The following is a 13,432-nucleotide window of genomic DNA, read 5'->3' on the forward strand; positions in this document are numbered from 1 at the left end:
TATATAGGAAATAAATAGAAAAGGAGAATACTAGATGTGAGTGATCAAATCATCCCGGCCATCATTGCTTTTATAGTAGTCGCTGTGTTGTCCCCGTTTTTCATTGCTCTATTAACAAAATTAAAGCTGCTTCAGCCGATCAGGAAAGAGCTTCCTTCCAATCATCAGTTGAAAAAAGGGACTCCGCTGATGTTTGGAATCATTCTTTTAACAGGCATTATCGTATCCGTCCTATTTTCGCCTACCCCATTTATGTATTTCCTGGCTGCTACGTACATCCTATTTGGTTTTATCGGTTTTTTGGATGACTTTTGGAAGGCTTCACGCCAAGATCCATTAGGGGTATCGGGCAGGACAAAGCTCGTGCTGCAATTTCTATTTACGGGTTCATTGCTTTTCTACGTGATCAGCGGACTGGGGATAGATACCGGAATTCGTATTACTCAAAATGTCTCCTTTGATATTCCGATGGTGGTTTATATCATTGTGATCGCCTTATTTGTTGTTGGTTCGGCCAATGCCATCAATTTTACAGACGGCCTGGACGGGCTGTTAGGCATCGTTGCCATCCCTACATACTTTTTCTTTTTTGTCATATCGGACACACCAGAGGTGAAGCTTTTTAGTTTGGTCATGATCGGATGCCTGCTCGGTTTTCTTATTTATAATCTCTATCCTGCCAAAGCATTTATGGGGGATACCGGATCATTGGCGATCGGCGGATCCCTTTCATTTCTTGCCGTGATTGAGAAGGTGGAGATTCTCATTCCGCTGTTATTCATCATCTATTTTGCCGAGCAGCTTTCGGTGATCCTTCAGGTTGCCTCATTTAAAATGACAGGGAAGCGGATCTTCAGGATGACACCGATTCATTTTCACTATGGCTTGAGATACGGGTGGTCTGAGAATACGATTGTCACGGTGTTTGGGTTTGTTTCCTGGGTTTGTACGTTTATTTGTTTGGCATATTGGAGGTTTGTACTGCATCCATAAAGGAAGATTCTTACCAGAAATCAATTTCTAAAGTCTTTTAATTCCAATTAAGGTGGGCTATTTATTGAATAATACATTGACAGATCTTTTAAAAATTAATTATCCGATCATTCAAGCACCTATGGCGGGTGGAATTACAACTTCTCAATTGGTATCTGAGGTATCCAATTCTGGCGGCTTAGGAATGATGGGAGCAGGTTACATGACTGCTGAGCAAATAAGAATACAAACCAGGGAAATCAAACAATTAACAACAGGTAACTTTGGAATCAATCTATTCGTCCCTAATGAATTTAATTTCACTGATGCATCCATCAAATTCGCTGATGAGAAATTAGAACCTATAAGAAAGGAACTACATGTTCAAGAACCTGACCGTCTTGAAGTTCCTCAATTTAACCAAGTGGTAAACTCTTTTAATGAACAAATTAAAGTGGTGATTGAAGAAAAGATCCCTATCTGTTCATTTACTTTTGGTATTCCTTCCGCGGAAATCATTCATGAGTTAAAGCGACAAAATATTATGTTGATTGGAACAGCCACCACTGTTTCGGAAGCAGTTGAAATTGAAAACAGTGGGATGGATATGGTTGTGGTTCAAGGAAGTGAAGCTGGCGGACATCGAGGAAACTTTATAAAGGACACTCAAGAAAGTTTGGTTGGATTAATGTCCCTAATTCCTCAAGTAGTTGATTCTGTAAGTATTCCCGTCATTGCCGCTGGTGGAATTATGGACGGAAGAGGTTTGATGGCTTCCCTATGTCTGGGAGCTCAAGGTGTCCAGATGGGTACAGCATTTTTAACGTGTGCTGAGAGTGGTGCTAACCGTCTGCATAAAGATGCAATCTTAAATACCAATGAAGATATCATAATTTTAACGCGTGCATTTTCTGGTAAATGGGCAAGAGGTATAAAAAATAAATTCACGTGTGATATGCAGGAATGCGAAGAGTTATTACCAGATTTCCCCATTCAAAATTCATTAACTAAAAGAATAAGAAAAGCATCTTCACTACAAGGCAAAGATGCTTTTATGTCCCTTTGGTCTGGGCAAAGTCCCAGATTAGCTAAAGAACAAAGCGTGTCTACACTGATAAATTCAATCATCAAAGAAGCCAAAAGCATCCAAGAAGGAGTGGCATACTTTTAATGACTATTAATATAGAAAGATGTACCCTTGCTGATTCACACTAAACTGGAACACACTCTTTTTATTTGGGTGATGAAGAGCAAATGGATATCATTATGGTTAAGAAATGTTGAGATTAATCGTATATTACAGCTTTTCCTTGTTCACGTAACTTTCTTAAAGAGGTAAGCATATGATTTATTTCTTCATCGGAATGTCTTTCCCATGTACGTAATTCAGCTATTATTTTCAAAGGCGATTTAGACCTATATGAACGTGTTGGGTTTCCAGGAAACTTCTTGTCTGTTAAGTTCGGATCATTTTCAAAATCACCTAATGGTTCTACAATGTAAATTCTTTCTTTTGATTCAGATTTTGCTAATTCAGCACCCCATTTAGCCGCATTTAATGTTGCAGTGAAATATATATAGTTGGATTTTTTGTCCTGGTAATTTGATAAGTGCTGCGGTTCTAAAAGATCCCCAATGTTTAGTTTTGCTTTAGTACCATGAAAGAAAGGACCATGATCCAAGACATTTTTTTTGTCATCCATACTGATACACCTCGTATACTTTAGATTTGTATATAACAGTATAGGGCAGGATCTATAGAAAGAATAGTCTGTAAATAATTTTTCATTAGTAGTATAATGTAAGTAGAGAGAACAATGTAGAACGGCGATTACCTATCATTAGGAAACAACAATTATGGTTTCTTGGATTCTATCGATCTGATTTGTATTAAAAAGTGATATGAAACAATCGGGAGCAATAACTGAAGATCAGATAATTGATCTCCGGCTATTGCTCTTCTTCAATTATTGGGAGTTTAGTTGAAGAGGAGGGGGAGAATGAATGAGTGAGCAAGGTCAATCTTTAAAGGAACGTATTGATCTAGAAGATGGGTTGAGATTAGTCTATCAGGAACCCGAAGAATACATCCGCTATTATTCCATTTATTATGGACAAAAATATGCAGATTACTTTTTTAGAAGGTCCACGGCGGCAATGATCGAAATTGCATCCATTTTTGACTGCGGATATTTAATCTTGAAGGATGAAACCATCGTTGGCGGTGTATTCCTGAAACCTCATTTCATGGCAGATTTATTTGTTGTGCCGCCTTATGATGATTATGAAGGGTTGGTCCATAAGCTTTTAAACTATTTAAAAAAGATATCGAAAACTGAAGATGAAATTTACTTTATAGACATTGTAGAAGAACACGTTCCTGCTTATAAACAACAAGGATGCCAGGTTCGTGAAGTCAATTATTGGATGATCCGTCCAACACAATCGTTGAAGGCAATGCTTCCTGAAGGATATAGATCAAAATCTGTTTCAAGTAAAGATACGGATGATATAGCAGGTTTAATCATGAAAGCCTTTAAAGCAAATAGAGCATATAAACAGATCGCAGCCAAAGAGGATTATATTCAACACGTGATGGAATTCATAGAAAACATAAAAACAATAGAATCATGGATGAGTCTTCAAGAGTGATTGTAGATAAGAGCACTGACAGCATTGTGGGTGTCTGCCTTCACATGGAATTTGAAAACTATCCTCTCATCATGAGTTTAGCCGTGGATCCTGAACACCAACAAAGGGGTCTTGGTCGATTTTTGTTATCCCATTCTATTAACATTTCGAGTAAAGAGTACCCGGCTACCCGTTTGGCTGTACTTAAAGATAATCCAGCGATTAAGCTTTATGAAGACCTTGGGTTCATTAGGAATAAGTCTATAACGGATATGTATTTAGTATGATTGAATTAAGAAGTTGGTTCAAAAGTGATTGTTAAACGGGGCAATTGCTGGAGGTCAGATAGTTGATTTCGGGCTATTGCCTATCTTTAACTATTGGGCAGGTTAGTTGAAGAATTGGATTCGGGATTATGATAAATGAAAATTGAATTATTCGGTGCATTTTGAAATAATTATTGTGGCAATATCCCATTTCTTGTGTTTGTTCCAGACTATAAATAACCAATCCGGTTTTGTTGAAAAGAAATGGGTCAGTAAAAAAATTATGAAGAATAGAACAGCTTAGTTGTAGAAAAAATCGTCAGAGGTGAAGTTAATTTGTGTTTTAAATTTATTCCCATAAATATGGAGTTTGTAAAAGAAATTGACTCATGGAATTATGAGGGCTTTATTGAAGAAGTAGTAATGACTCCATATTATGAGTCATTCAAGGAGACTAATAAATTAAAAGGGCCTGGTGGTTGCGACGGGTTTGTAGCATTATTAGATAATGAGGCTGCTGGTTTATTTGAGTTCAACACAAATGGAAACATTATGGAAATAGGTTTAGCTCTAAAACCTAATTTAGTTGGCGAAGGCTTAGGGGCAAACTATGTCCAACAAGGAATAGAGTTTGGTATTAAACACTATAACACTAACATTGATATCGTAAAATTAGTTGTAGACTCGAAAAACAAAGCAGCAATTCGTGTCTATGAAAAAGTAGGATTTAGCAGTGTTGGACAAAAAGAAAACGAAATTGAAATGAGAATGATTTTGTAAGCAGTTTAGTTTAAGAAGAACTAATATAGATAAGTAAAAATTCTATATCTATCAAATGTAGAAACTCAAGGAGCATTTCTAAATGCCAAGTTTCTTTGTAAGATTTATAGCTATTTTTTCACAATGTCTTTTATTTTTATTAAAGTAAAGGGAGCTTTAACGAAATAAGAAGATTATATAGACATAAAAATAAAAGACATCTAATGGCTCTGGTTTTTTACTGTTAAATACAGTGATAATTACATTACTATTTCTGCTTCTAATTTGGGTGTGAATCAAGGATTCCCCCCTAAACGGAACCCCTTAGAGGCAGAACCTTTTTTGATGTTTGCAAAAAAATGCTCAGTTCAACCTAACCCCAGCAGGATCCACATCATTCCTCCCGTCACCTGTAAAATGAACAGCATGCAATCGAACATCCTCCTCCTTATTGAAGACAATGCTCCATTCATCATTCCCGACATTCAAACGCGATTCTTCCTCATGAAGGACATCCAGGTCCAACAATTGGGCAACCGATCCAGGGTGTAAAGTAAAAGGAACATTGATCTTCATTTGACGGATTACTGTATGCTGTTCCTCCGTCACCACATCGCTTCTTCGTTGAAGCTCGATCCGGAATTTCCACGGAGTCGAAATGAAGGTTCTCCGTTCGCCTTCGCTGACGGCCCAGTCCAGTTCGCCAGCCCTGCCAAGGATTTCGCTGTACTCTTTTTCATCCACCAGAACACCGATATGATCGAACCGGTCCCGCTTGCCCTGTCCGAATGTCACATTTGTCTGCCCTTTGACCATCTCGATGATCCTGAACGCAATTTCTTTTCCTTGAAAATCATCCCAGGTCAACGGGGGATTGAAGGTTTGCATCTCACCATCCAGCCTGCCGACCCTCAACACGGTCTGGAAGCCGAGCTGCTGATAAACGTGTTCCATTTCCTTTACTTTGTCTGTCCAGTAGTGGTAATGAAATAATTTCATAGGTTTTCTCCTTTGGTTAGTATTTGTGAAAGCGCCCCTTTTTATATAGTATACGGGTGATTGCGTGTTTTTTCTTCGTATGAAAGATTGAAGGGGTGTAAGACTTTTGACATAATGAGGAAGGAATGTCAGTGGAGTTGAGGAATGTCACTGGTTACGGGGAACAAATAACCAGGTAAAAGGGGAGTTATTCGTTTGTACTTGATCCTATCGATTTTTTTAGCGAGTATACTAGGTTTGGTATTGTTTATAACGGGGCCTTGGGTTGGCGGCGTCCTTGCTTTCGGCATCATTGCAGGTTGTTTGTTCAGGGGGCTATATCTGTTGAATGACATACATAGAAGAGTAGCGAAGGAAATGCCGAATCCGGATAAGGCAAGAGAGGTATATGAGAACTTTTTGAGAGAGAGAGAGGAGAACGTTTAAGATAGACAAAACGATTTCCATCATCAAAAACGTCCAGAGTAAGAAACCCTGGACGTTTTTTTGCGCTGAATGTCAGCTGCCTGTATGCTGCTTTTCTTTTTCCAAGGCCTTCAGTCTTTGACCTTCGTCTGCAGAAGGACTCTTGTCTTCATCATGTCCATTGACTAAGTCTTTGGTGGCGCTTTTGAATTCTTTTAATGTGCTTCCGAAAGCACGTCCGATTTCCGGTAGTTTCGAAGGGCCGAAGATGATCAACGCGATCACCAATACAAGGATTAATCCTGGGATTCCGATATTCGTTAGCATACTTTTCTCCTCCTGTCGGTTTTATAAAATTGGCATGCCGTGACGCTGGAACGCAGCTGCCTCTAAATCCGACATTCCCTGTACTTCCGCAAAGGCCGATAGTTTGTCAGAGATTTTCGGTGCGTAGGCAGCCGGCGGGGCGGCATGGCCCTTCAGCCTTCTGCGGGCTGCATTTTTCCTGGCGAATGGTCCCCAGATCGCAAAGGTCATCCCGGGTGACTGGATATTGATGAAGAACGTCCGGCCGTCTGTTGAGAACGTAGGCCCTGCAAGCTCGGAATCGTTCACTTTATTTTCTGCGAACACGTACGTTTCGCCCTCTGGTGTCATCCCGATGACACGATCGACACCGCCGCCGTCTTCAGCGATCCACAGATCTCCCCAGGGTGTGATGCAAATATTATCAGGCATTTCCAGATCATTTTGCGCAGTAGATTCATAGAATAGCTCCAGTGTATTGGTGGCCGGAATATAGCGGTACACACGGCCCAAATCTTTATCCCCGGCGGATGTATCATCAAACCAGAACACGCCGCCTTCAAAATAAGCACCCTCCAGACGGCTGAAGGCAATGCATCCTTTTCTGCCTGCATCAAGGGTCGGTTTTTCCGGATCTACATCTTTCCAAACAATGCCGAATTTCTGCCCTGTATGGAACTGGCTGGTTTCATCCATGCTCATTTCTTCGTAGGCTGCCGCTTGAAGCTTGCCGCCTTTTTGCAGGGCACCGACCCTTTGACTGCGGTCGTTAGGAAGGAAGCGATACAAATAACTTGGACCGGCGTCTTCGGTCAGATAAACGACACCTGTTGCCGGGTCGATGGCCGTGGCTTCATGGGAAAAGGCACCCATGTCGCGAATCGGGGTTTTCGAGATGTTGTTTTCAGGGTTATTTGGATCTACTTCAAACACATAGCCGTGACCTTCTTCGAGCGTTTCTTCACAAGTAAGCCATGTGCCCCAAGGAGTCGCCCCGCCTGCACAGTTACGGATGGTACCGGAAGATGAGACGTATTCCTTCCTTACTTGGCGGTCAGGTCCGACCACTAAAGAAGTGGTTCCGCCCGATTCTTCACGGCGGTAAGGATTTTTCCCGATCACGGGGTATTTAGTATTCCCGCTCAATTCATGGTTTCTCACGAGAATAGTAGAGTTATGGGTGCCTGCATAGGCGGCCATCCCGTCGAACTTGGCAGGGACGGGCCTGCCGTCCGAAAGTGTTCCGCCTTCTTCTGAAATAATCCGGTACTGGAAGCCGCGCGGAAGGTCCATCACTCCGCCCGGGTCTTTGACAAGCGGACCATAACCGCCGGCTGCTTTACTATTTTTCGTTGTACCGGCAAATACTTTATTACTACCCAAAGACATCAATCCAGTGGTACCAAGGGCAAGCGCAGCTGTGCCGATCCCGCTTGCTTTCAGAAAGTCTCTTCTGTTCATATCGTGTTTATTCAAGTCCTTTCACTCCTTAAAACTAAATTTTCCTGAGCTGCATCTGACTCCGCAGAACGAGAAGCGCGTTTCTTATACGCAATCGTTGAACATGTAATGCTGATCTCATATAAAAGCAGAAGCGGCAGGATGACGAGTACATCCGAAAGGAAATCCGGCGGTGTAATCAACACGGAAATGACAATCAGCAAAAAATAGGCGATCCTTCTTGATTTTTTCAATTTTGCCGGATCCAAAATGCCAAGTACCGTCAGGAAGACGATCACCAAGGGCATCTCAAATAAGAGTCCAAAAGGGACAGTAAGGTGCAGCATAAAGCGGAAATATTTTTCCGCGGTAAACATCATTTCAAACTGGCCGGCGGAAAGGGTGGTTAAGAAACCCAGGACGATCGGGAAAAGTAAGAAATAACCGAACCCAATGCCGAAAATGAACAAAAAGAATAAGGCTGGAATGAAGCGTACCGTCACTTTTCGTTCTCTTGGGCTCAGACCCGGTGCGACAAACCGCCAGATTTGATAGGCAGCGACGGGGATGGTTGCAGCCAGTGAGAAAACGGCTGCTATCATCAGGTACACCCATAAAATGTCGCTCGGTCCGAGAATCGCAAGTTTCGTGTCTAAATCTCTGATCAGCCACTCGTAGATCGGTTTCACAAAAGCCAGCCCCGCTATAAGGAAACCAATAAAGGCGAGCACGGTTTTGATGGCCCGGCTCCTCAGTTCTTCCAAGTGTCCGATCAACTGCTGGTTGCGATCATTCATAGCCTCAGCCTCCTCTATGCTAAACTAGGCTAGTTCATTTGCTTTTGTTTGCCTTTTTGGGCTTGTTTTTTATGGGCGCGGGCGTGCGCTTCATGACGATCATCTTCCACTTCAGTCGACTGCAGCTTCCCTTGTGGAACGGTTGATGCTGAGATTTCCTTCAGTCCTTCTGAATCTTTTTCGTAAACAAATGAAGCTCTGGTAGAAATATCTGCACCAGGGTTGGAGACAAATGGAACGACACGATAATCGGTTCTCCACTGGGTCGGTGTGACATGGCAGCGGACATACCCACGATAATCGTTGAAAAATTTTATATGTTCGTTCTGCTGGAGGATGCGGTCCGTGTCTGCGCGTTTGTCCGCTCCGTTCCCGCCTGATGTGATCGACGTGCCGACAAACTCAGCTCCAAGCATATTCGAAGACGGATCATCAAAGTCTGCCAGGATATTAGAAGCCCAGTTCGCGTGTACATCACCTGTCAGGACGATCAGGTTATCCATGTTTTCTTTTCGTGCAAATTCCGTGATGCGCTCCCTTGCAGGTGTGTAGCCATCCCAGCCATCCATACTGTATAACGGCTGATCAGGGCTTGGGCCATAGTTTCTTTTTGCAAAAAAGATCTGCTGGGCAAGTACATTCCAGGAGCTGGTGGATTTGCCGAGATGATCAAGAACCCATTGTTCCTGCTCGCCGCCAAGCAGTGTGCGTGAAGGGTCCAGGGATTCTGCCGTCTGCGGAGAGCTTTTATCTCCATTCGCCTGATCAGAACGATACTGGCGGGAATCGAGGACCATGAAATTAGCCAAGTTCCCGTATGAGAACTGACGGTAAAGCTGCATGTCCGCGCCGTGCGGCATCGACGATCGTCTTAATGGCATGTGTTCATAGTAAGCCTGATAAGCAGCAACTCGCCGTTTCACGAACTCTTCCACAGATTGTCCTTTTTCAGGGATCGTATCAGCATAGTTGTTTTCCACTTCATGGTCATCCCATGTGACAACCCAGGGGAACGCCGCATGAGCAGCCTGCAGATCCGTATCTGAACGATATTGGGCATGACGGTTCCGGTAGTCCTCCAACGAACGGATTTCCGGTCCTTTATGGTGCCGGACATTTCCTGTTTTAGCTACATATTCATCAGGACCGTATTCATAAATGTAGTCCCCAAGATGGAAAACGAGGTCAAGGTCTTCTTTGGCCATATGCTTATAGGCAGTATAATAGCCATGCTCATATTGCTGGCAGGAAGCAAAGGCAAAAGAGAGGCTAGCGACGTCTGCATTCAGGGCAGGGAGGGTTTTCGTTTTTCCGATCGGGCTGAAATCCTTCCCGGCTTTGAACCGGTAATAGTACACCGTACCTGCTTCGAGGTTCTCTACCTCGGCATGTACGGAGTGTGCGAGGGCCGGACTTGCCACTTCCGTACCGCGCTGAACAATATGCCGAAAATGTTCATCTTTCGCGATTTCCCACTTCAAGGGAATCTTACGGTCAGGCATGCCGCCGCCATTAAGAGGGTCGACTGCTAAACGTGTCCATAAAACGATACTATCCGGGAGTGGATCCCCGGAAGCTACCCCAAGTAAAAACGGATAATCCTGAAACTCTTCTTCTTCTGCGGACACAGAAAAACCGCCCATCGAATGAGCAATCACCATTCCTAAAGAAATGCCAGCGACTTTCCCCGCTCCCTGAAGGAAGCTGCGACGGTCGACCCCTTTATGTAAGGTCTCTTCATTCAGTCTTTGAATCCAATTTTCCATCGGTCTCTCATTTGTCATGCGGATGACTCCCTTCATGAATCTATTGAATACAACAGCTCATATTATAGGAGACTATTTTTAATTTGTTGTAAATGAATGTAAATAGAGGATAGAACAGGAGGGTCATCATTCCTGGGAAAAAAGATTGGTTATTGTTTGAATATTTCATTAAATGGGAGAGATTCAGCAGATTTATCCAATTTTAAGTGGGCGGTCAGTCTCAGTTTTCTTAACATGGGTGAAAAGAAAACTATATAATAAAATGAAAATTATGATGACGTTTGAAGCGAGGGAAGGGCAGGACGAGCTTTAGGGAGGAAAAAGAAAGCTGCTGGATTGACACGGATGAATGCTCTTAGTAGGTGTGTCTGACCCAGTTCATTCATCGATACAGCCCCAGTATGGGCGTCTGCATTCTTTTGATATTTGAATTTCGGCTGGCTTGGGGGTAAAATTAATTGAAAATTAAAACAATGAATAGGAGGGGGAAGGTGGAAACCGGAATTTTTGAGAAGAGGGAGATGTACTCAAGGGTCTATTTATATATGATTTCCTTCCTGGGGTGGCTGACTGTTATTTCAGCTGTGCTTTTCGTTGAGCCAGTTGAAAACTATCTTGTCCTCTTGCTTTTATTTATTTTCCTTATTGTCAGTGAATATTATCCTATGCCTGTATGGAGAGGATTTACGGCCATTACTTTTCCTATTGTGTATGTCATTTTTTTGTTGTTTGGCTTCTCGGTCACAGCGATTACATACGCCACGGCTGTTTTGCTGGTTAATGTAAAGCATCAGCGGCCTTTAAGAACCATTATTTTTAATCCTGCCCAATTGGTTCTAAGCCTTTTGGCAGCTACTTTTTTTCTCAACGAGCTTGACCCCTTTATTCAACAGGCAATTGATTCATCTTTCCTGCAGGGGATATTTCAGTATTTCTTTATGCAGCTCTTTTTTTTCTTGGTAAATAATTTGATTGTCGATATCGTCCTTTTGCTCAGGCCGCAAGCTTATACTTTCAAATCCTGGGCTACAAAAACCCTTACAGAGTTAAACTGTGTGTTGATTTCCTTGCTTTATGGGGGATTGTTATATGTGCTTGGAAGCCAAAATAGAGGGGAAATCGATGTTTTTTCATATTTCTTTTTCTTTTCTCCGCTGGTCGGTTTCGCGCTTTTAAGCTCTGCCATTGTGAGGCTTCGTGCTGAAAAGAAAAGATTGAAATCCCTATTTATCATCACCTCCCAACTCAACCAGTTAGTACCGGGAGAAAAATGGTTGAATGAACTCAAAACCACTTTCTCGGAGTTTATCAATGCAGATGCATTTGTATTATGGGTCAAGGAGAATGGACAATGGAGTATGCAATTTCAGAAAGGGGATACAGTCCATGTTACAGAGTTGGATCAGGAGACGGCGGAAGAATTTGAAGAAGTGAAGGAACCCATTATATATGGAGATATGAGCATGAATGTAATGAAATCAACGAACTTATTTAATGATCGCTTAAAAGCCCAAGTCTATTTCCCTTTGCGAGTTGAGAAAGAAACGGTCGGAATGCTGGTGGCTGCAAGGACTCGAACCAAGAGTTTTACGGATGAGGATGTTCAATCCATTGCGACGCTTTCAAACCAATTGGCGGTGACCATCAAGACTCGTATGCTGTTCAAAGAGAAGGAAAAGCGAATCTTACTTGAAGAGAGGAATAGAATTGCAAGGGATATCCATGATGGGATTGCACAGACACTCGCGGGGGCTGTGATGAAATTGGAATCGGCCGGCCGAAGGTTCAATAAGAAGCCTGAAGAAACCCTGAAACTCGTTGATGAAAGTGTCTTTGGGCTGCGGGAAAGTTTGCGGGAAGTTAGAGAATCCATCTATGCCTTGAGGCCGTATCCTACAGAAAGAGTGGGTCTGTCAAAAGCGATAGAGGCAAAAACGGAAGCAGCCAGAAGAGAATTTTCGCTCAATATCTCTTTCAAAGTTAGAGGGGATGAAGTGGAGTTAAATTCCATGGTTGAGAAAGTATTGTTTGATATCTTTCAGGAAAGCTTGCAAAACGTCATCAAGCATGCAAAGGCCACTACCGTTGAGATTCTGTTGTGTTATGAATACGAGCATATTTTACTGCGGGTCAAAGATGACGGTGTCGGATTTTCACTTTTTCAAGCGATGCTTGATGCGAGGGAGAATCCTCATTTTGGAATCCTGCAAATCAATGATTCTGCTGAGAAAATCAATGCATCCCTTCAAATTGACAGCAAAGAAGGTGAAGGGACGGATGTGACCATCACTGTTCCTAGGATGGGATTGGAAGGAGAAAGCGACAATGATCAAATTATTATTGGTGGATGACCATGCAGTGCTGCGGGATGGGCTGAAAACCATCATCGAGTCAGAAGATGATATTAACGTTATTGGGGAAGCCGTTACCGGAAGCGATGCATTGAATAAGGTAAGAGAGCTGGCTCCCGATATCATTCTAATGGATATCAATTTACCGGGAATGAACGGAGTAGAGGTAACAAGGATCTTGAAACAGCAATACCCTCAAATCAAGGTTCTGATATTAACCATGCACAGCCATGAAGAATATTTTATGTCGGCCATCAAAGAAGGAGCAGATGGCTATCTATTAAAGGATGCACCATCGGATCAAGTGGTAGAGGCTGTAAGAACTGTGTTTCATGGAGAATCGGTTATTCATCCTTCACTAACTAGAAAACTCTTAACCTTCCATCAGCAGAACCATAGAAATGATAAGGAAGAGAATTCACTCACGGAAAGAGAAAGGGAAGTTCTCTCTTGTCTGGTTGAAGGGTTAACCAATAAAGAAATTGGCGAGAGGCTGTTTGTAAGTGACAAAACGGTTAAAATCCATGTGAGCAATATATTTAAGAAACTAAATGTGAAAAGCCGCTCACAGGTGATCATCCATGCAGTTCAAAACAAATTAGTGCCCTTCCCGCCAAGTTCTTGAAAGCGAATAAAGTGAAGCTATATGTAAACCGGTCATGGGCCTCAGCCTATGGCCGGTTTTGTTGTGTTTTACTCTATTGATTGCCTGTTGATGTCTCACCTGATGTGCTCGTTTT

The 13,432-nt window shown here is 42.5% G+C and carries 14 protein-coding genes; 8 read left to right on the forward strand and 6 right to left on the reverse strand.

Features of this window, described 5'->3' with window-relative positions:
* The first annotated feature begins 36 nt into the window (after positions 1-36).
* Positions 37-993, forward strand: coding sequence for a phospho-N-acetylmuramoyl-pentapeptide-transferase (mraY, locus tag ACXAFV_RS15100; RefSeq protein WP_475127671.1), 957 nt, complete (start codon positions 37-39; stop codon positions 991-993).
* Positions 994-1,057: 64 nt separating this feature from the next.
* Complete coding sequence (locus tag ACXAFV_RS15105) at positions 1,058-2,143, forward strand: NAD(P)H-dependent flavin oxidoreductase (protein ID WP_475127672.1); 1,086 nt, start codon at positions 1,058-1,060, stop codon at positions 2,141-2,143.
* Positions 2,144-2,258: 115 nt separating this feature from the next.
* Here ACXAFV_RS15105 and arr read toward each other — a convergent pair whose 3' ends face one another.
* Positions 2,259-2,675, reverse strand: a complete 417-nt coding sequence (gene arr, locus ACXAFV_RS15110) for an NAD(+)--rifampin ADP-ribosyltransferase (protein ID WP_475127673.1) — start codon at positions 2,673-2,675, stop codon at positions 2,259-2,261.
* A gap of 301 nt (positions 2,676-2,976) precedes the next feature.
* On the opposite strand from arr, the gene ACXAFV_RS15115 reads away from it, so the two are divergent.
* The 3 genes from ACXAFV_RS15115 (at position 2,977) to ACXAFV_RS15125 (ending at position 4,649) form a co-directional block, all read left to right on the forward strand.
* Positions 2,977-3,624: a hypothetical protein gene (locus ACXAFV_RS15115; protein ID WP_475127674.1), complete on the forward strand. Its 648-nt coding sequence runs from the start codon at positions 2,977-2,979 to the stop codon at positions 3,622-3,624.
* Positions 3,621-3,890 carry a GNAT family N-acetyltransferase gene (locus tag ACXAFV_RS15120; protein WP_475127676.1) on the forward strand — a complete coding sequence of 90 codons (270 nt, stop codon included), beginning with the start codon at positions 3,621-3,623 and terminating at the stop codon, positions 3,888-3,890. Before ACXAFV_RS15115 ends, ACXAFV_RS15120 begins: the two co-directional genes overlap by 4 nt.
* Positions 3,891-4,205: 315 nt before the next feature.
* Positions 4,206-4,649, forward strand: coding sequence for a GNAT family N-acetyltransferase (locus tag ACXAFV_RS15125; RefSeq protein WP_475127678.1), 444 nt, complete (start codon positions 4,206-4,208; stop codon positions 4,647-4,649).
* Between the two features lie 342 nt (positions 4,650-4,991).
* On the opposite strand, the gene ACXAFV_RS15130 is transcribed toward ACXAFV_RS15125, so the two are convergent.
* Positions 4,992-5,627, reverse strand: coding sequence for a hypothetical protein (locus ACXAFV_RS15130; protein WP_475127679.1), 636 nt, complete (start codon positions 5,625-5,627; stop codon positions 4,992-4,994).
* 195 nt (positions 5,628-5,822) lie between these two features.
* On the opposite strand from ACXAFV_RS15130, the gene ACXAFV_RS15135 reads away from it, so the two are divergent.
* Positions 5,823-6,053 (forward strand): hypothetical protein, encoded by a 231-nt coding sequence (locus ACXAFV_RS15135; protein ID WP_475127680.1) that lies wholly within the window; start codon positions 5,823-5,825, stop codon positions 6,051-6,053.
* Between the two features lie 72 nt (positions 6,054-6,125).
* Here the strand turns inward: ACXAFV_RS15135 and ACXAFV_RS15140 are convergent, their stop codons facing one another.
* Genes ACXAFV_RS15140 through ACXAFV_RS15155 form a run of 4 tightly spaced genes read right to left on the reverse strand, consistent with a single transcriptional unit; the run spans position 6,126 to position 10,359 of the window.
* The gene (locus tag ACXAFV_RS15140) at positions 6,126-6,359 is read right to left on the reverse strand and encodes a twin-arginine translocase TatA/TatE family subunit (RefSeq protein ID WP_475127682.1); all 234 of its coding nucleotides are present in this window, start codon (positions 6,357-6,359) and stop codon (positions 6,126-6,128) included.
* Positions 6,360-6,380: 21 nt separating this feature from the next.
* A complete protein-coding gene (locus ACXAFV_RS15145; protein WP_475127683.1) occupies positions 6,381-7,814 on the reverse strand; it encodes an alkaline phosphatase PhoX in 1,434 nt (477 codons plus the stop codon).
* Positions 7,811-8,575: a twin-arginine translocase subunit TatC gene (gene tatC / locus ACXAFV_RS15150; protein ID WP_475127684.1), complete on the reverse strand. Its 765-nt coding sequence runs from the start codon at positions 8,573-8,575 to the stop codon at positions 7,811-7,813. The genes ACXAFV_RS15145 and tatC overlap by 4 nt, the downstream gene beginning before the upstream one ends.
* A gap of 29 nt (positions 8,576-8,604) precedes the next feature.
* Positions 8,605-10,359 carry an alkaline phosphatase D family protein gene (locus ACXAFV_RS15155; RefSeq protein ID WP_475127686.1) on the reverse strand — a complete coding sequence of 585 codons (1,755 nt, stop codon included), beginning with the start codon at positions 10,357-10,359 and terminating at the stop codon, positions 8,605-8,607.
* A 473-nt stretch (positions 10,360-10,832) separates the two neighbouring features.
* Between ACXAFV_RS15155 and ACXAFV_RS15160 the strand changes: the two genes are divergently transcribed.
* Together ACXAFV_RS15160 and ACXAFV_RS15165 are read left to right on the forward strand one after the other, a co-directional pair.
* Positions 10,833-12,692, forward strand: a complete 1,860-nt coding sequence (locus ACXAFV_RS15160; RefSeq protein ID WP_475127687.1) for a GAF domain-containing sensor histidine kinase — start codon at positions 10,833-10,835, stop codon at positions 12,690-12,692.
* The gene (locus tag ACXAFV_RS15165; protein ID WP_475127688.1) at positions 12,667-13,317 is read left to right on the forward strand and encodes a response regulator; all 651 of its coding nucleotides are present in this window, start codon (positions 12,667-12,669) and stop codon (positions 13,315-13,317) included. The genes ACXAFV_RS15160 and ACXAFV_RS15165 overlap by 26 nt, the downstream gene beginning before the upstream one ends.
* Positions 13,318-13,432: the final 115 nt, after the last annotated feature.

This window comes from Rossellomorea sp. ABR4_012 (assembly GCF_056159545.1).